Source organism: Xanthomonas sp. DAR 80977 (assembly GCF_041240605.1).
GTDB classification, from domain to species: domain Bacteria; phylum Pseudomonadota; class Gammaproteobacteria; order Xanthomonadales; family Xanthomonadaceae; genus Xanthomonas_A; species Xanthomonas_A bundabergensis.
Genome location: NZ_CP162487.1, coordinates 121,447 through 138,150, shown reverse-complemented (window position 1 = coordinate 138,150; position 16,704 = coordinate 121,447). Strand labels below are relative to the sequence as shown.

Annotated in this window: 17 protein-coding genes; 11 read left to right on the top strand and 6 right to left on the bottom strand. The window is 71.0% G+C overall.

Annotation, left to right across the window (positions count from 1 at the left end):
- Positions 1–23 precede the first annotated feature (23 nt).
- Genes mlaD through AB3X10_RS00630 form a run of 4 tightly spaced genes read left to right on the top strand, consistent with a single transcriptional unit; the run spans position 24 to position 2,619 of the window.
- Complete coding sequence (gene mlaD / locus AB3X10_RS00645; protein WP_004425475.1) at positions 24–572, top strand: outer membrane lipid asymmetry maintenance protein MlaD; 549 nt, start codon at positions 24–26, stop codon at positions 570–572.
- A complete protein-coding gene (locus AB3X10_RS00640) occupies positions 569–1,234 on the top strand; it encodes an MlaC/ttg2D family ABC transporter substrate-binding protein (RefSeq protein WP_369978174.1) in 666 nt (221 codons plus the stop codon). The genes mlaD and AB3X10_RS00640 overlap by 4 nt, the downstream gene beginning before the upstream one ends.
- On the top strand, positions 1,224–1,538 hold the full coding sequence (locus AB3X10_RS00635; RefSeq protein ID WP_369978172.1) for an STAS domain-containing protein: 315 nt from the start codon (positions 1,224–1,226) through the stop codon (positions 1,536–1,538). Before AB3X10_RS00640 ends, AB3X10_RS00635 begins: the two co-directional genes overlap by 11 nt.
- A 4-nt stretch (positions 1,539–1,542) precedes the next feature.
- Positions 1,543–2,619 (top strand): VacJ family lipoprotein, encoded by a 1,077-nt coding sequence (locus AB3X10_RS00630; protein WP_369978171.1) that lies wholly within the window; start codon positions 1,543–1,545, stop codon positions 2,617–2,619.
- A gap of 1,203 nt (positions 2,620–3,822) precedes the next feature.
- Here AB3X10_RS00630 and AB3X10_RS00625 read toward each other — a convergent pair.
- The 3 genes from AB3X10_RS00625 to rmuC all read right to left on the bottom strand — a co-directional run bounded on the left by AB3X10_RS00625 (position 3,823) and on the right by rmuC (position 6,811).
- Positions 3,823–4,365: a glutathione peroxidase gene (locus AB3X10_RS00625; protein ID WP_369978169.1), complete on the bottom strand. Its 543-nt coding sequence runs from the start codon at positions 4,363–4,365 to the stop codon at positions 3,823–3,825.
- A 240-nt stretch (positions 4,366–4,605) separates the two neighbouring features.
- Complete coding sequence (locus AB3X10_RS00620; RefSeq protein WP_369981987.1) at positions 4,606–4,995, bottom strand: hypothetical protein; 390 nt, start codon at positions 4,993–4,995, stop codon at positions 4,606–4,608.
- Between the two features lie 223 nt (positions 4,996–5,218).
- On the bottom strand, positions 5,219–6,811 hold the full coding sequence (gene rmuC, locus AB3X10_RS00615) for a DNA recombination protein RmuC (RefSeq protein WP_369978167.1): 1,593 nt from the start codon (positions 6,809–6,811) through the stop codon (positions 5,219–5,221).
- Positions 6,812–6,958: 147 nt separating this feature from the next.
- On the opposite strand from rmuC, the gene AB3X10_RS00610 reads away from it, so the two are divergent.
- The 7 genes from AB3X10_RS00610 (at position 6,959) to AB3X10_RS00580 (ending at position 13,226) form a co-directional block, all read left to right on the top strand.
- Positions 6,959–7,582 carry a glutathione S-transferase family protein gene (locus AB3X10_RS00610; RefSeq protein ID WP_369978165.1) on the top strand — a complete coding sequence of 208 codons (624 nt, stop codon included), beginning with the start codon at positions 6,959–6,961 and terminating at the stop codon, positions 7,580–7,582.
- A 472-nt stretch (positions 7,583–8,054) separates the two neighbouring features.
- Positions 8,055–8,483 (top strand): hypothetical protein, encoded by a 429-nt coding sequence (locus AB3X10_RS00605; RefSeq protein ID WP_369978163.1) that lies wholly within the window; start codon positions 8,055–8,057, stop codon positions 8,481–8,483.
- Positions 8,483–9,211 carry an MgtC/SapB family protein gene (locus AB3X10_RS00600; RefSeq protein ID WP_369978162.1) on the top strand — a complete coding sequence of 243 codons (729 nt, stop codon included), beginning with the start codon at positions 8,483–8,485 and terminating at the stop codon, positions 9,209–9,211. The genes AB3X10_RS00605 and AB3X10_RS00600 overlap by 1 nt, the downstream gene beginning before the upstream one ends.
- Before the next feature lie 28 nt (positions 9,212–9,239).
- Entirely contained in the window at positions 9,240–10,322 is a 1,083-nt protein-coding gene (locus AB3X10_RS00595) for a sensor histidine kinase (RefSeq protein ID WP_369978161.1), read from the top strand.
- Between the two features lie 8 nt (positions 10,323–10,330).
- The gene (locus tag AB3X10_RS00590; RefSeq protein ID WP_369981985.1) at positions 10,331–10,942 is read left to right on the top strand and encodes a response regulator transcription factor; all 612 of its coding nucleotides are present in this window, start codon (positions 10,331–10,333) and stop codon (positions 10,940–10,942) included.
- Between the two features lie 146 nt (positions 10,943–11,088).
- Positions 11,089–12,513: an amino acid permease gene (locus tag AB3X10_RS00585; RefSeq protein WP_369978159.1), complete on the top strand. Its 1,425-nt coding sequence runs from the start codon at positions 11,089–11,091 to the stop codon at positions 12,511–12,513.
- Entirely contained in the window at positions 12,510–13,226 is a 717-nt protein-coding gene (locus tag AB3X10_RS00580) for a DUF6882 domain-containing protein (protein ID WP_369978157.1), read from the top strand. The genes AB3X10_RS00585 and AB3X10_RS00580 overlap by 4 nt, the downstream gene beginning before the upstream one ends.
- Before the next feature lie 266 nt (positions 13,227–13,492).
- Here the strand turns inward: AB3X10_RS00580 and AB3X10_RS00575 are convergent, their stop codons facing one another.
- From AB3X10_RS00575 to AB3X10_RS00565, 3 genes are all read right to left on the bottom strand, one after another.
- On the bottom strand, positions 13,493–14,704 hold the full coding sequence (locus AB3X10_RS00575) for an MFS transporter (protein ID WP_369978155.1): 1,212 nt from the start codon (positions 14,702–14,704) through the stop codon (positions 13,493–13,495).
- Positions 14,705–14,892: 188 nt separating this feature from the next.
- Positions 14,893–15,297: a DUF2628 domain-containing protein gene (locus AB3X10_RS00570; RefSeq protein ID WP_369978153.1), complete on the bottom strand. Its 405-nt coding sequence runs from the start codon at positions 15,295–15,297 to the stop codon at positions 14,893–14,895.
- A 230-nt stretch (positions 15,298–15,527) separates the two neighbouring features.
- The gene (locus tag AB3X10_RS00565) at positions 15,528–16,679 is read right to left on the bottom strand and encodes a glycerate kinase (protein ID WP_369978151.1); all 1,152 of its coding nucleotides are present in this window, start codon (positions 16,677–16,679) and stop codon (positions 15,528–15,530) included.
- Between the last annotated feature and the right edge of the window lie 25 nt (positions 16,680–16,704).

Here is a 16,704-nt window from a genome sequence, read left to right as displayed (position 1 = left end):
TGAATCAACAAGGTAGACACGTTATGGCTATCCGCGGTCCCCGTCTCGAGTTCGCCGTCGGCGCTTTCCTGCTGCTGGGCCTGGCCTCGCTGCTGGTGCTGGCGCTCGCCTCCACCAACCGCCAGTGGGGCTTCGGCGGCGGGCGCTACGAGCTCACCGCCCGCTTCTCGCAGATCGGCCAGCTGCGCCAGCAGGCGCCGGTGAAGATCGGCGGGGTGATCATCGGCCAGGTGGCGAAGATCGAGCTGGATCCGGCCAAGTTCGACTCGGTGGTGACCCTGGCCATCGACGACCGCTACAAGGACCTGCCGGCGGACACCTCGGCCGGCATCCTGACCAGCGGCCTGCTCGGCGAAAGCTACGTCGGCCTGCAGCCCGGCGGCGACCCGGACACGCTCAAGCCCGGCCAGGAGATCGCCTTCACCCAGCCGGCGGTGGACCTGATCCAGCTGGTCGGCAAGTACATGTTCGGCGGCGGCAGCGGCAGCGGCGGTAACGCCGGCGCGACGCCCGCTGCCGCATCCTCCGCGAACACCGCCACTCCCTCTACGGAAACGGAACCCAAGCCATGACCAACACACTGCTTTCCGCCGCTCTCGCCGCCGCCCTGGCCGTCGCCGCCCCCACCGCCGCGCTGGCCCAGGCCGCACCGGCCGCTGCCGCCGCCCAGCAGGGGTCGGCCAGCAAGGTCGTGCTCGACAACAGCACCCGCATCCTGACCACGCTGGAACAGCGCCGCGCCGAGTTCAAGAGCAACAACGCCGCGCTCAAGCAATTCATCAACAGCGAGATGGACAAGTCCTTCGACCGCGACTACGCCGCGCGCCTGGTGCTCGGCGTGCACGGCCGCGGCGCCTCCGACGCCGACGTCAAGCTGTTCGCCGATGCGATGGCCGACAACCTGATGCAGCGCTACGGCACCTCGCTGCTGACCTTCGAAGGCAAGCCGCAGGTGCGGGTGAAGTCGGAAACCCCGCTGCCGGGCGGCCGCGGCGCCAAGGTCTCCACCGAACTGCTGCGCAGCGGCGGCGACCCGATCCCGGTCGACTACCTGGTGCGCAACACCGGCGGCAGCTGGAAGATCTTCGACGTGATGGTGGAAGGCGTGTCCTACGTGCAGACCTTTCGCAACCAGTTCGACACGCCGCTGCGCACCAAGTCGATCCCGCAGGTCGCGGCCGATCTGCGCAACGGCGCGCTGCAGGTGGCACCGGCGAGCAACAGTGGCAAGTGAGCCGCGCCTGCGCCGCGACGGCGACACGCTCGCGCTGAGCGGCGTGCTCGACCGCGCCGCGGCCACCGCGCTGTGGCCGGCGGCGCTGCCGCTGCTGGCCGGCGCGCGTGCGCTGGACCTGCGCGAGGTGGCGCAGGTGGACAGCGCCGGCCTGGCGCTGCTCGCCGAACTGGCCGCACGCCTGCGTGCGCAAGGCCAGGCCGAGGTCGCCATCCATGGCGCCCCGGCCGGCCTGACCGAATTGAGCGCCGCCTACCGGCTGGCGCCGACCCTGGATTTCCAATCTCCCCCGGCGGCGAGCTGACCCCATGAACGTGCTGCGTATCCTCACTTCCCTGGCCCTGGCCGCCGCCCTGGGCGCCTGCGCCGGCACCCCCAAGCGCCCCCCGCCGCCGCCGGCCGCGACCGCTGCGCCGGCGACGCCCGCCGACGCGGCGGTTGCCGACGGCGGCGCAGGCACCACCATGGATGCGTCGCCGGCCGCCGAGACGCAGGCGCCGCCGTCGGCCGCACCGGTCGCCGGCGACGCGATGGCCGCACCGGCGAGCGTGCCGCCGACCGGCGGCGCGGCGACCGCCGCCGAAGACGACTACGCCGCGCTGTACGGCAGCGACCCGTACAACCCGGTCGCCGATGCGACGCTGCCGGCCGGCGTCGCCGTGCCGCAGAGCTACGACCCGTGGGAGAAGTTCAACCGCAAGGTGCACAAGTTCAACAACGTGGTCGACCGCACCGTGGCGCGGCCGCTGGCGCGCGCCTACGTCAACGTGGTGCCGCGGCCGGTGCGGCTGGGCGTGACCAACTTCTTCGACAACCTCAGCTCGCCGCTGACCATGGTCAACCAGTTGCTGCAGGGCCGTCCGCTGCAGGCCGGGCAGACCCTGGGCCGGTTCCTGATGAACAGCACGCTGGGCATCGCCGGCATCTTCGACCCGGCCAGCGACGCCAAGCTGCCGCGGCGCAGCGAGGACTTCGGCCAGACGCTCGGCGCCTGGGGCTGGCGCCGTTCGCGCTACGTGGAGCTGCCGCTGTTCGGGCCGCGCACGGTACGCGACGTGTTCGGCCTGGCCGGCGACGCGCCGCTGTCGCCGCTGCGGCAGATCGAGGAGGACACCGTGCGCATCGGCCTGCAGGGCCTGCAGCTGGTGGACACGCGCGCGCAGCTGCTGTCGCTGGACAGCCTGCGCGACGAAGCGCCGGACGAGTACCAGCTGACCCGCGATGCGTGGATGCAGCGCCGCAGCTACCAGATCGAAGGCGACCTGCGCAGCCACAACAAGCGCCAGGACAACGACCTGCCCGACTATCTGCGCGAGGAAGAGACCAACCCGACCGTGCCGGTGGACGCGATGCCGATCCCGGAGTGGCGCGGCGGCAGCCGCTGAGTCGCGCTGGTTCGGGCGACGCTGAAGAAACCCGGCTGCGGCCGGGTTTTTTTGTGGCTGGATTTTTCCTGCCACCGCCAAGGTAGGCGCATCGCGTCCCAAGCGTTGCTGGGGCACGCCACGTAGCGCAGCACGCGATGGCCGCGACGGATGCCCCGCCCCGTTGGACCCTGCTGTTGCTGTTGCTGTTGCCGTTGCTCCTGCTGTGCTCCTGCTGTTGCTCCTGCTGTTGCTCCTGCTGTTGCTCCTGCTGTGCTCCTGCTGTGCTCCTGCTGTGCTCCTGCTGTGCTCCTGCTGTGCTTCTGCTGTGCTTGTGCTGTTGCTTTGCTTTTGATCTACCGGGTCCCCTCGGCGCGGCAGCCCCGGCGGGCGAATACCCGAAGGGCGACGCGCAGGATGCGCGTCGTTTTTCGCTGGCACATGGGTGAGCCGGATAAAGGCGAAGCACTGCTTCGCCCCGGCGAACGGGCAAGCGCCGCGAGGCGCTTGCCCCGGGCTTGGCCGCGTAGCGGACAAGTGCCATCGAAAAATGCCCGTCGGGGCTGCGGACCCGGAGCGCGCAGCGCGGAGGGCGCGCTGCGGGGTGTGCTTTCTTTTGGTTACTTTTCTTTGCACAAGCAAAGAAAAGTGACCCGCGCCAGCGGAAGCTGTTGCTCTTGCTTCAAAGCTTCAAGATCTCAATGCCAGAACCAAGGCAAACGCTTTCGCCTTGCGGCGAGTCACTTTTCTTTGCTCGCGCAAAGAAAAGTAACCAAAAGAAAGCGCGCCCTGCCTTGCGCCCTCCGCGCTGCGCGCTCCGGGTCCGCGTCCATGACGGGGATTCGCGGAAGGGGCATCCTGCCCCTGCCGCGAACGGCGCACATCCATGTGCGCCGCCCCTTCGGGGTTTTTCCCCGCCATGGCCGCCGCTGCGGAAGGGAACCCGGCAAGTCAAAAGCGACAGCCAAAGCCAAAGCCAAAACCAAAGCCAAAGCCAAAGCAATAACGAAGGCGACGGCGGCGTAGCGGACTGCACGCAACCGCAACTCAACGAGCCAACTGCGTCCCCACTGTAGGAGCGGCTTCGGCCGCGACGAACGGAGCGGGGATTTCCAAAGCTTTCGGCGATCCGTCAGGACGCATGGGCAGCGGCCACCGAAGCCACTCCTATATGCATCCGGATAGCACAGGCATCGCCTTGCGGCAGCGAACGCCGCAAGCCGTTTACGCCAGCGCCGCCTCGAGCGCCGTGCGCAGGCGCGGGTCCTCGGCGGTCACGTCCGGGGCGAAGCGGCCCAGCACCTGGCCGTCGCGGCCGACCAGGAACTTCTCGAAGTTCCACAGCACGCCCGGCGCCGGATTGGGCTCGATGCCATAGCCGACCAGCTTCTCGCGCATCGGGCCTTCACCCTCGGTGTGCGGCTGCGCCTGGATCAGCGCGCGGTACAGCGGATGCGTGGCCTCGCCGGTGACCGCGATCTTGGCGAACATCGGGAAGGTCACGTCGTAGGTGAGCTGGCAGAACTGCTGGATCTCCGCCTCGCTGCCCGGCTCCTGGCCCTTGAAGTCGTTGGCCGGGAAACCGAGCACGTCCAGCCCGGCGGCGTGCTTTTCGCGGTACAGCGCTTCCAGCCCTTCGTACTGCTTGGTCAGGCCGCACTTGGAGGCGACGTTGACGACCAGCAGCACCTTGCCGCGATGCGTGGCCAGCAAAGCGGGCTGGCCGTCGATGGTGGTCAACGGGATGTCGTAGATCGATTGGCTCACGTGCGGCTCCTGCAACAAGATGGAGCGCAAGCATAGGCGCCTGGCCGCACAGCGGCTATCGCGCCGCGACCTGGGCGCGTGCTTCATCCGGGCAAACCGCGCCGCTCCTGTCCGTGCACGGGGCAGGAGCGCGCATGCGTCCACGCCGGAGTCATGACGCTGCCCCGCGCGCTCAGGAGCGGCCTGCGGGTTGGTGATGGCAGACCCAGCGCGCCCCGCTCGGCGCTGGAGCGCGCGCCCTCAGTCGATGCAGACCTGCGATCTGCCCACGCCGCCTTGCACGGCCTGCCGGCAGCCGTAGTTCTCGCTGATGTCGCGCTGGCATACGCCCTGCGCGGCGGCGCCGGTAGGCACCGGCGTGACCGCCAGGCAGTCGCCGCGGCACTGGCTCTTGTCGCTGCACGTCTTGCCGGCATCGGCGAACGGGATCACGCACTTGAGCAGTCCGCGCCGGCCGAGCGGGCGCAGGCTGCCGCCCTGTGCCGTGCACGCCGCGGCGTCGGCCGCAGCGGCGCCATCGCCGCCCGCCTGTGGCGCGGATGCCGCGGGGGTCGCCTGCGGGCTTGGACCGCTACTGCAGGCAGCCAGCAACAGGCAGGACAACAGGGGCATGCACCATCGCATCGACATCGGCGTCTCCATTCGGCCAGGTTTCGGCGCGCAGTATCGCAATGCGCCTGTGGCGAGCGGGTGCATCGGCGGGCGCGATAGCGCCGCGTCCTTGTTCTGGCGCGTGAGATCTCGTCGCCGGTATCGGCGATGGGCAACTCGAAGCAGCGCGCGCGGCACATCGGCCAGCCGCTGCGCCACGCGCCGCGCCGCGCGGCGAGGTGCGTGGCGTGCCCGATACCGCCTATTCCTGCTCGTCGCGTGCCGGATCCTCGTCCGCGTCGGCATCGGCGCTGGGCAGTTCGAGATCCAGCAGTGGCGCGAACTGCGCATCGGCCAGGGTCTCCACCCCGCGCAGGCGGCGCTCGATGGTGCGGGTCTTGCGGCTGGCATCGCCCAGGCTCTTGCCGACGGTGCCGATCTGCTTCTCGGCCTTTTCCAGGATCCCGGCGAACTTGCCGAACTCGCTCTTGACCGCGGCCAGCACGCCCCACACTTCGCTGGAGCGCTTCTCGATGGCCAGCGTGCGGAAGCCCATCTGCAGGCTGTTGAGCAGCGCGGTGACGGTGGTGGGGCCGGCGATGACGATGCGGTGCTCGCGCTGCAGCAGGTCGGCCAGGCCGGGGCGGCGCAGGGTTTCGGCGTACAGGCCCTCGGTGGGCAGGAACATCACCGCGAAATCGGTGGTGTGCGGCGGGGCGATGTACTTGTCGCTGATCGACTTGGCCTGCACCCGGATCGCGCGTTCCAGCTGCGCGCCCGTGGCCAGCACCAGCTCCGGGTCGCCCTGCTCCTGCGCGTCGAGCAGCCGCTCGTAGTCCTCGCGCGGGAACTTGGCGTCGATCGGCAGCCATACCGGCGTGTCCTCGTGGCCGCGGCCGGGCAGGCGCACCGCGAAATCGACCGCCTCGTTGCGCTCCGGGCGCACCCGCACGCCGCGCGCGTACTGTTCCTGGGTCAGGGTCTGCTCGAGGATGTTCTCCAGCTGCACCTCGCCCCAGCCGCCGCGGTTCTTGACGTTGCTCAGCACGCGCTTGAGATCGCCGACGCCGGTGGCCAGCTGCTGCATTTCGCCCAGCCCGCGCTGGACCTGCTCGAGCCGCTCGGAGACCAGCTTGAACGAGGCGTCCAGGCGCGTGTTGAGGGTGGTCTGCAGCTTCTCGTCGACGGTGCCGCGCATCTGCTCGAGCTTGGCCGCGTTGTCGGCCTGCAGTTCCTTCAGCCGCTCTTCCAGGGTGCCGCGCATCTCGCCGATGCGCTGCTCGTTGCGCTGGATCAGTTCGTTGAGCCGCTGGCCGAGCGTGTCGGCGAAGCGCTGCTGCGACTCGGCGCCTTCCAGGCGGGCCTTGCGCGCGTCCTCGACCAGGGTCTCGCGCAGCGCGGTCAGGTGCGCGTCGATGCGCGCGATCAGCTCGCTCTGCTGCTGGCCGAAATGCAGCATGCGCGCGTCCTGCTGCTGGCCGAACGCGTCGAGCTGGCCGCGCATCTCGACCAGGCGCTGGTTCAGCAGTTCGGCCACGCGCTGCTGCGCCTCGCCGGCCTCGACCCGGCCGCGGCGCGCGTCCTCGGTCAAGGCCTCGCGCAGCAGGTCCAGGCGCTGGTCGGTGCGGGTGGACAGGTCGGCGAGATGGCGGGCGAAGCCCTCGCTGCGCGCGTCCTGCTGCCGCGCCAGGCTGTCGAGCTGCTCGCGCAACTCGCCGCGGCCGTTGCGCGATTCCTCGCGCAGGGCCTGCTCCAGCGCCGTGTGGTCGGTCCGCCGCAGCAGCTGCGCCAGCAACAGCACGATGACGGCGCACAGCAGGCCGGCCAGGATCAGGAAATGGGGATCGGTTTGCATGCCGCCAGTGTAGCCGGCCGCGTCTCAGGCGCTGCGCCGGATGCAACGCCGACGGTGACGCAGGCCGCAGTCGCTGCCAGGCACGACCGCATTGCGCCGGCAAGCGCGCCGGTGCACGCTGCACCGCTCGCACCCGGCACACAGTCCATGCTCACCCTCTACGGCAAGTCCTCCTCGATCAACGTGCGCAAGGTGCTGTGGCTGTGCGCGGAACTGGACCTGGCGATCGAGCAGCTGCCCTACGGCGCCGGCTTCGCCGCGGTGGACACGCCGGATTTCCGCGCCTTGAACCCGAACGCGCTGGTGCCGGTGCTGCGCGACGGCGACTTCGTGCTGTGGGAATCCAACAGCATCTGCCGCTACCTGGCGGCGCGCCAGCAGCGCGCGGACCTGCTGCCGACCGCGCCGCAGGCGCGGGCGATTGTCGAGCAGTGGATGGACTGGCAGGCCACCGAACTCAACAACGCGTGGCGCTACGCGTTCATGGCGCTGGTCCGCGACAGCCCCGCGCATCGCGATGCGCAGGCGCTGGCGCAGGGCGTGGCCGGCTGGCACCGGCACATGGGCATCCTCGACGCGCAGCTGCAGCGCACCGGCGCCTATGCGGCGGGCGCGGACTTCACCCTGGCCGACATCGTGCTCGGCCTGTCCACCCAGCGCTGGATGGCCACGCCGATGCCGCGGCCGGCGCTGCCGGCAGTGGCGGCGTACTACGAACGCCTGTCGGCACGCCCCGGCTTCCTGGCGCACGGACGCAACGGCATCCCGTAGCCGTTCCTCGCGCAGCGCGGGCCGCAGCGGCACTGCCTTCGGCGGCGACGATACGTTGGTATAGGCGGGCGATGCGCATGGCCATGAAAAAACGCCGCATGCGCGGTGGCCTGCGCCAGGCCACGTATGCCAAGCTTTGCCGCGTCGCGACGCGGCCGCCCGGCCAGCACGACAAGACCCCGTGCGCTCCCTGCCGCCCGCGTTGGCGACGTGCGGACGCCGTGTCCTGTCGCAGCACCGCCGCCACTGCGTCCACACCCATGCGGCCTGCGTCCGTCGCCAACGCCGCAGCCGCCACGTTCCCGCCTTCTTCCGGAGACCGCCATGGACCCTGACCCGCATCCGCGTGGCGCCATCGCCACGCTCCCGCCTTCGCTTCCCTTTTCACGTTTGCCCGGTACCGACCCGGAGACGTCTCCCCGCCCGCAGGGCTGAGGCGTTCCTTCCGGTGGCGCGCCGGAAGGAGGTTCTCATGCTGTTCTACACGTCCCGTTTCCAACGCGCCCTGCACCGCGCCCTGCGTGCGGCGGTGGCCATGCATCGCGCCGACATCCTGTGCCAGCTGCTCGCCGCCCACGGCGTTCGCGCCTGCGCCAAGGCACTGTCCAACTTCCCCGGGCGCGTGCTGGCCGATGCGCTGTCGCTGCTGCCCGGCGACGACCGCATCCGCGTGCTGGTGCGCCTGTCGCGGCCGGCGCGGCGGCGCCTGCGCCAGCCCGGTCCTGTCGCGGCGACGGTACCGGGCAGGTGGCAAACCTTGCTGGGCTGGTGCTCAGGCGCGACGGCGATGCTGCGCCGCATGCTTGCCACGAATCTGCCGCATCATGCCAAGACCTTGTCGCCCGACATCCGTGCAGGCCTTGCGATGACCCATTCGATCCGCCACCGGTCCCCACGCTGATGGAAGCGCTGCGCCTGTTCAATCTCGCCTCGCTGCTCGACACCCTGGTGAGCCTGTCCACCGCCTTCGCCCTGGGCGCGCTCATCGGCTTCGAGCGGCAGGTGCGGCAGCGCACCGCCGGCCTGCGCACCAATACCCTGGTCGCGGTCGGCGCGGCCATCTTCGTCTCGCTCGGCGACCGCCTGTTCGAGATCCACGGCGGCACCCAGGGCGCGGTGCAGGTGGTGGCCTACGTGGTGTCCGGCATCGGCTTCCTCGGCGCCGGCGCGATCATGAAGGAGGGCGCCAACATCACCGGGCTCAACACCGCGGCCACGCTGTGGGGCTCCGGCGCGGTCGGCGCCTGCGCCGGCGCCGGGCTGGTCGCCGAGGCGGTACTGGCGGCGGTATTCGTGCTGCTGAGCAATACCCTGCTGCGCCCGGTGGTGAACCGGATCAACCGGCGGCCGCTGGAGGAATCCTCGATCGAGGCGACCTACGTGTTCTACGTGATCTGCGCCCGCGGCGTGCACGGCGAGGTGCGCGAGCGGCTGATCGACCTGCTGGAAGCGGCGCACTACCCGGCGCGCGAAGTGGACCAGCATCCGTTCGGCCAGCACGACGTGGAGATCGCCGCGACGCTGTACGCGACCGCGGTGCGCGCCGAGGAACTGGATGCGGTGATCCAGCAACTGGAAGGCGAGCCGGGTGTACAACAGGCGTTCTGGAACGCCGGCGCCGAAGGCTGACGCGTCCGCCACGCCATCCGCCCCTGCCATGACCCCGATGACCCGCTGCTTCAAGTCGCCTTCGCCGCACCGCCGCCTGCTCGCGCTGGCGGCGCTGCTGGCGGCGCTGGGCGCGATCTTCGCCGCCGATACGCTGACCGACTACGGGGTCGCCGCCGCGCTGTTCTATACCTTGGTCATCCTGGTCGCAGTGCGGCTGCTCACCCGCGCGGGCATGCTGCTGCTGGCCGGCGCCTGCATCGCGCTGATCGTGCTCAGCTTCCAGCTCAGCTCCGCCGGCGCGTACCGGGTGGGGGTGATCAACTCGGTCATCAGCATCGTGGTGGTGGCGGTGACCACCTCCATCGCGGTGCAGATGGAACACGCCAAGGCCGCCGCGCACGACGCGCAGGCGCAGCTGCTGCGGCTGGCGCGCGCGCGCAGCCTGGGCAGCCTGACCGCCTCGATCGCGCACGAGGTCAACCAGCCGCTGGCCGCCATCGTCACCAGCGGCAACGCCTGCCAGCGCTGGCTCGGCCAGCAGCCGCCAAACCTGGACAAGGCGCACGCGGCACTGCAGCGGATCCTCGACGACGCCAACCGCGCCAGCGAGGTGATCGCGCGGATCCGCAGCCTCAGCAAGGGCGAGGCGCCGCGCAAGAGCGAGTTCGACCTCAACGCCGCGGTGCTGGAGGTGCTGGCGCTGTCGCGCAGCGAACTGGAGCACAACGCCATCGCGGTGCGGGTGGAACTGGCGCCGGCATTGCCGCCGGTGCTGGCCGACCGGGTGCAGGTCCAGCAGGTGGTGGTCAACCTGTTGTTGAACGCGATGGAGGCGATGGCGCAGACCCCGGCGCAGGCGCGCGAGATCCTGATCGGCACCGCGCCGGAGGACGCGCGTGCGGTGCGGCTGAGCGTGGCCGACGCCGGCGTGGGCCTCTCCGCCGAGGCGCAAGCGCGCCTGTTCGACGCGTTCTGGACCACCAAGCCCGACGGCATCGGCATCGGCCTGAGCATCAGCCGCAGCATCGTCGAGGCCAGCGGCGGACGCATCTGGGCCGCGCCGCGCAGCCCCTGCGGCGCCGTGTTCGGCGTGTGCCTGCCGGCCGCCAGATCCGGAGCGCGCCTATGAACCTGCCCGTGTCCGAGCGCCGCCCGGTGGTGTACCTGATCGACGACGATCCCTCGATCCGCGCCGCGCTGGAAGACCTGTTCGCCTCGGTCGACCTGCAGGTGCACGCGTTCGGTTCCAGCGGCGAGTTCCTGCAGCACCCGCTGGCCGACGCGCCCAGCTGCATGGTGCTGGACATCCGCATGCCGGGGCAGAGCGGCATGGAATTCCACCGGCAACTGCTGGAGGCCGGCTTGACCCTGCCGACCATCTTCATCACCGGCCACGGCGACATCGCGATGAGCGTGGAAGCGATGAAGAACGGCGCGATCGAATTCCTGACCAAGCCGTTCCGCGACCAGGACCTGCTCGACGCGATCCAGCACGGCATCGCCCGCGACCGCGAGCGGCGCCAGCGCGAGGCCGTGCTGGCCGAACTGCGCGGCCGCTGGGCGACGCTGACCCCAGGCGAGCAGGAGGTGACCCGGCTGGTGGTGCAGGGGCTGTTGAACAAGCAGGTCGCCGCGCGGCTGCAGCTCAGCGAGATCACGGTGAAGGTGCGGCGCGGCCAGGCGATGCGCAAGATGAAGGCCGGCTCGCTCGCCGAACTGGTGCGGCTGGCCGAGCGGATCGGGCTGTAGCGCTGGCGCCGGCGGCGCTTGCCGCGCGTCGCGCTGCCGGCCGCGCCTGCCGCCGGCGCGGCATCGGACCGGGCGGCCGGGCATAGCATTGCTGCACCGCATTGGGCGACACTCGCGGGCTTGTCCCGTCGCTCCCCGAGGCCCGCATGTCGTTCCTGTTCCGGCGCAAGTCGCTCGACCTGGTCACCGTCCACGAAGCCGGGCGCCGGCTGGTGCCCACGCTGAGCTGGCCGCACCTGGTGGCGCTGGGCATCGGCGCGATCGTCGGCACCGGCATCTATACCCTGATCGGGGTCGGCGCCGACAAGGCCGGCCCCGCGGTGCTGCTGTCGTTCGCGGTGGCCGGGGCGATCTGCGCCTGCGCCGCGCTGGCCTACGCGGAGATGGCGACGCTGATGCCGGCCGCCGGCAGCGCCTACACCTACAGCTACATCGCGCTCGGCGAGAGCATCGCCTGGGTGGTGGGCTGGAGCCTGATCCTGGAGTACTCGCTGGTGGTCAGCACGGTGGCGGTGGGCTGGTCGGGCTACTTCGTCGGCTTCCTGCAATGGCTGGGCGTGCAGATGCCGCATGCGCTGGTCGCCGGGCCGCATGCCGGCGGCATCGTCAACCTGCCGGCGGTGGTGATCACCTTCCTGGTCGCGGGCATGCTGATGGCCGGCACCAGGGAGAGCGCCACGCTCAACGCGGTGCTGGTGCTGCTCAAGATCGTGGCGCTGGGCGTGTTCGTCGCCATCGCGCTGCCGGCCTTCGACAGCCAGAACCTGCAGCCGTTCATGCCCTACGGATTCCCCAAGACGCTGGGCGGCGACGGCGTGGAGCGCGGGGTGATGGCGGCGGCGGCGATCATCTTCTTCGCCTTCTACGGCTTCGACGCGATTTCCACCGCGGCCGAGGAGACCAAGAATCCCGGGCGCGACCTGTCGATCGGCATCGTCGGCTCGATGGTCGGCTGCACCCTGATCTACGTGCTGGTGGCGCTGGCCGCGGTGGGCGCGATGAGCTTCACCGTGTTCGGCAAGAGTTCCGAGCCGCTGGCGCTGATCCTGCGCGAACTCGGCCATGGCAAGGCCGCCGCGGCGATCGGCGTCGTCGCGGTGATCGCGCTGCCGACGGTCTTGCTGGCGTTCCTGTACGGGCAGAGCCGGATCTTCTTCGTGATGTCGCGCGACGGGCTGCTGCCGCGCGGCCTGTCCAAGGTCAGCGCGCGCACCGGCACGCCGGTGGCGACCACGCTGTTCACCGCGATCCTGGTGGCGGCGCTGGCCGGCGTGGCGCGGCTGGACGAGATCGCCGCGCTGGCCAACGCCGGCACCCTGGCTGCGTTCATCGCGGTGGCCGCGTGCCTGTTGGTGCTGCGCGTGCGCGAACCCGGCCGCGAGCGCAAGTTCCGCACGCCGCTGGCCTGGGTGGTCGCGCCGCTGGCGATCGGCGGCTGCCTGTACCTGTTCTGGAGCCTGCCGTACACCACGCAGAAGTGGTTCGCGCTGTGGAACGCGATCGGCGTGGTCGCCTATCTGCTCTACGGGCGGCGCCACAGCCTGCTGCGGCGCGAGCAGCCGCCGCAATGACAGCGTCCTTCCAGACCCTGCTGGCGCGCCACATCGGCACCGCCTTCGCCCGCCAGATGGCGCTGGCCGACCTGCTCGGCGAGCGCGGCTGGCGCCTGGATCTGGCCGAGGGGATCGCGCACTTCGGCGACGACCTGCACTTCCCGGTGCAACTGCTGGGCAGCGCCGCCGAGGACAGCGCCAGTTGGCTATGGGCCTGGGCCAACACCGCCAGCAACCTGCCGGAGAACCTGCTGGTCGCGGCCAACGCGTTGCGCGAGCGCGGCGAGCGCGACGGCCCCGACGAACTGGCCACGGCGTCGCTGCCGCTGGACGACGACGGCCATGCCATCGCCCTGCTCGCCGCCGCGCTGAGCGCACGCTGCTATTACCGCGGCCCGTACCGCGGCGGCGCGCTGTTCTTCCTGCTCGACGACGTTCCCGCCACGGTGTTCGCGCCGTGCGACGACCCGCGCGTGCTGCGCCTGCTCGGGCAATTGGTCGCGCAGTTCCCGCTCGACCATCGCGCGATGACCGAGGGCTTCCTCGACGACCAGGGCTATGCGCTGCAGCGCGAACCCGGACAGACCATCGCCACGCGCGGCGGCAGCCGGATCACGCTCGCCTTCGACGCGCTGGGCCGCCTGAGCCAATTGCAAGGCAGCCTGGCGCCGCAGCAAGCCTCCACGGCGGCGGCCAAGCCGGCGCCGAAATGGCAGTTCTGGAAGAAATAACAACCGCCACGCTTAGCCCCTCTCCCCCCCGGGAGAGGGGTTGGGGTGAGGGTCCGGCGCGCAGCGACCCGCGGAGGTTGGGCGCACGAGGCTTCGCCCGCACCCTCATCCGCCCCTGCGGGGCACCTTCCCCCGAAAAGGGGGCCATGGTCCCGATGGGAGAAGGGACAAATTGCGCCAGGCCACGGCCTGCCGGTTGCGGTAAATGCATGCCTTGGAACGGATGCGTGCTTCATCCGATCCAAGCAGCAGGCACCGGCACCCACTCAGCGCACCGGCACCGCCGTCCGCCTGAACTCGCTGAAGTAGAACAGCAGCGCGGCCGTGCCGAAGCCGGCGCCGAGCAGCGACAGCCCCGGCCAGCCGGCGTAGGCGAACACCGCCGCGGCCAGCACCGAGCCGGTGGCGCCGCACAGGAACACCGAGGTCATGAACAGGCCGTTGAGGCGGCCGCGCTGCTCCGGCGCCAGCATGTAGATGCTGCGCAGGCTCAGCACCTGGCAGACCTGCACCGCCGCATCCAGCACCAGCGCGGCGACCACCAGCCACGCCAGCGCATGCGCGTGCGCGGCCCAGGCGCCGATGCCGAACGACAGTGCCGCCGCGGCCAGCGCCCAGCCGGTGGCGGGGCGGGTCCAGCCGCGGTCGGCCATGCGCCCGGCCAGCGGCGCGACCAGGGCACCGGCGGCGCCGGCCAGCGCGAACAGCGCGATATGCCGCTGGTCCATGCCGAAGGACTGCGCCAGCAGCAGCGGCGAGCCGGTCCAGAACACGTTGAACGCGGCGAACATCATGCCCTGGTAGAACGCGCGCCGGCGCAGCAGCGGGGTGGCGGCATACAGGCGCGGCAGCGAGGCCAGCACCGCCGCATAGGACGCGCGCTGCGCGGGCCGGCGCTGCGGCAGGCGCCAGCGCAGCACCGCCATCAGCAGCAGCATCATGCCGGCGGACAGGAAGAACACCGCGCGCCAGCCCAGGGTGGCGGCGACGAAGCTGGAGAACGGCCGCGCCAGCATGATCCCGGCCAGCAACCCGCCCATCACCGTGCCGACCACGCGGCCGCGGCTGGCCTCCGGCGCCAGGTGCGAGGCGAACGGCACCAGGATCTGCGTGGCCACCGCGCACACACCGACCACGAACGAGCCGATCAGGAAGCTGGCCGCCGATTGCGACAGGCCGATGCCGACCAGGCCCAGCACCACCCCGCCCAGCAGCAGGATCGCCAGGCGCCGGTTCTCGGCCACGTCGGCCAGCGGCACCAGCAACAGCAGGCCGGCGCCGTAGCCGAGCTGGGTCAGCGCCACGATCAGCCCGGCCAGGCCCGCGTGCAGCCGCAGTTCCGGCGCGATGATGCCGATCAGCGGTTGCGAGAAATAGATGTTGGCCACCGCCAGGCCGCAGGCGGCGGCGAACAGCGCGATCAGGCCGGAGGACAGGCCGGCGGGTGCCGCATCGGCCTGGGAAGCGAGTGGGGACATGGGGGAGCCTGGCAGCGAAGGCGCCACGGTAGGCGCCGACGCCGGCAGACTCAAGCGGTCCCGCCACGACACAGCGTTGCGTCGCGGCTGGGGCGTGGAGCCAGTCCCGGCGGATCTGCCCGGGAATCGGCGGCAGGCCCTGGGGGCACGCGCCGCGCGGACTCAGCCGGCGCGGCGCGACCCGCGGCTTACCACCAGCGCATGCCTTCGAAGGGGTTCCAGCTGGTGCTGCCCTTCTTCCGGTCCAGGTAGTAGGCGTAGTTGGCGATCATGCCGACCAGCACCGAATAGGCCACGCCCAGGCCGTTGACGAACATCCGCGGCAGGAAGAACGACAGCACGCCGATCAGCAGCGAGATGCCGATCAACACGATCGCCTTGCGCCACAGGCCGAGGATGAAGAAGTAGATCCAGCCGAAGAAGAACGCGAAGAAGTTCATGTTGATCTTCAGGCGGTCGCCGAACGAGGGCAGCGCCTTGAACGCCGGCTTGAAGTCGGGCGAGGCCGGTCCGCCGTGGCGGTCGAAGAAGTCGAAGCGGAACTGCCATTTCGGGCTGAGCGGCGCTCGTTCGGGGAGGTTCTGGTGGTTCATGTAGACGCAATTCCTTTTTGTAATCGTTTTCATTGTAGCTGAATAGGCTGGCTCCGCACCAGACATGGCCGTGGCTTTGCACCATTGGGGTGCGCATGGGTGTGCCGCTGCAGTGGGCTGCGCCGTGGCCGGCGATCCGATCCACCTTCGGCGGTGCACGGTCAGGAGTCCGGCGTGCGGACGCGGAAGGTGCCGGGCGTGCGCTCCAGGCGCGCGCTGCGGCGGCCAGGTCACCGTCCCAGGCCGCGTCCGATCCGGATCGCCTCGGCCACGTTCCTGGCCGCCGCGCGCAGGTTCGCCGCCGCCTCGGCCAGCGCCTGCTCCTGCGTGCAAATGCGCTGCACCGCGCCGAACATCGCATCGATGCCATGCGCGTGCAGGTGCTCGGCGCCGGCGCCCAGCCCGCCGACGATGGCCAGCACCGGCTTGCCGTGGCGTTTGGCGATGCGCGCCACGCCGACCGGGGCCTTGCCATGGACGCTCTGGCGATCGAGGCGGCCTTCGCCGGTGACGACCAGGTCGGCGTCGGCCACCAGCGCCTCCAGCCCCAGCGCCTCGGCGACGATGTCCGCGCCCGGGCGCAGCCGCGCGCCCAGGAACGCGACCAGCGCCGCGCCCAGGCCGCCGCCGGCGCCGCCGCCGCGCAAGCCGGCGACCGCGATCCCCAGGTCGGCTTCGATCACCGCGGCGTAGTGGCGCAGGTTGGCGTCGAGCTGCGCGACCAGCGCCGGCGTGGCGCCCTTCTGCGGCCCGAACACCGCCGAGGCGCCGGCGGGTCCGGTCAGCGGATTGTCGACATCGCAGGCGACCTCGATCGCACACTGTCGCAAGCGCGGATCCAGGCCGCCGGCATCGATCCGCGCCAGCGTCGCCAGTGCGCCGCCGCCCACGCCGGGGTCCAGCGCGCGGCCCTGCGCATCCAGCAGGCGCGCGCCCAGGGCCTGCGCCATGCCGGCGCCGCCGTCGTTGCTGGCGCTGCCGCCGATGCCGACGACGATGCGCCGCGCGCCGGCGTCCAGCGCCGCCAGGAGCAGTTCGCCGACACCGTAGCTGGTGGCGGCGAGCGGGTCGCGCCGGGCCGGCGGCAGCAGCGCCAGTCCGCTCGCCGCGGCCATCTCGACGATGGCGGTGCGGCCGTCGCCGCTGATGCCGAAGAAGGCGTCGACCGGCGCCCCCAGCGGTCCGCGCACCGTGCAGCGGACGATGCGCCCGCCGGTGGCCGCGACCAGCGCCGCGACCGTGCCCTCGCCGCCGTCGGCGACCGGCACCTTGCGGTAGCTCCACGCCGGGAACACCTCGCGAAAGCCCGCTTCGATCTGCGTGGCCACCTCGAGCGCGGACAGGCTTTCCTTGAACGAATCCGGGGCGATGACGATCTTCATGGCCGCTCCGATGCTAGCCGATGCC

Coding starts and splice junctions, on each gene's coding strand:
- AB3X10_RS00610 (WP_369978165.1), top strand. CDS start 6,959: ATGCTCACCCTCTACGGCAAGTCCTCCTCGATCAACGTGCGCAAGGTG.
- AB3X10_RS00585 (WP_369978159.1), top strand. CDS start 11,089: ATGTCGTTCCTGTTCCGGCGCAAGTCGCTCGACCTGGTCACCGTCCAC.
- AB3X10_RS00630 (WP_369978171.1), top strand. CDS start 1,543: ATGAACGTGCTGCGTATCCTCACTTCCCTGGCCCTGGCCGCCGCCCTG.
- AB3X10_RS00580 (WP_369978157.1), top strand. CDS start 12,510: ATGACAGCGTCCTTCCAGACCCTGCTGGCGCGCCACATCGGCACCGCC.
- AB3X10_RS00570 (WP_369978153.1), bottom strand. CDS start 15,297: ATGAACCACCAGAACCTCCCCGAACGAGCGCCGCTCAGCCCGAAATGG.
- mlaD (WP_004425475.1), top strand. CDS start 24: ATGGCTATCCGCGGTCCCCGTCTCGAGTTCGCCGTCGGCGCTTTCCTG.
- AB3X10_RS00605 (WP_369978163.1), top strand. CDS start 8,055: ATGCTGTTCTACACGTCCCGTTTCCAACGCGCCCTGCACCGCGCCCTG.
- AB3X10_RS00620 (WP_369981987.1), bottom strand. CDS start 4,995: ATGTCGATGCGATGGTGCATGCCCCTGTTGTCCTGCCTGTTGCTGGCT.
- AB3X10_RS00600 (WP_369978162.1), top strand. CDS start 8,483: ATGGAAGCGCTGCGCCTGTTCAATCTCGCCTCGCTGCTCGACACCCTG.
- AB3X10_RS00575 (WP_369978155.1), bottom strand. CDS start 14,704: ATGTCCCCACTCGCTTCCCAGGCCGATGCGGCACCCGCCGGCCTGTCC.
- AB3X10_RS00640 (WP_369978174.1), top strand. CDS start 569: ATGACCAACACACTGCTTTCCGCCGCTCTCGCCGCCGCCCTGGCCGTC.
- rmuC (WP_369978167.1), bottom strand. CDS start 6,811: ATGCAAACCGATCCCCATTTCCTGATCCTGGCCGGCCTGCTGTGCGCC.
- AB3X10_RS00565 (WP_369978151.1), bottom strand. CDS start 16,679: ATGAAGATCGTCATCGCCCCGGATTCGTTCAAGGAAAGCCTGTCCGCG.
- AB3X10_RS00595 (WP_369978161.1), top strand. CDS start 9,240: ATGACCCCGATGACCCGCTGCTTCAAGTCGCCTTCGCCGCACCGCCGC.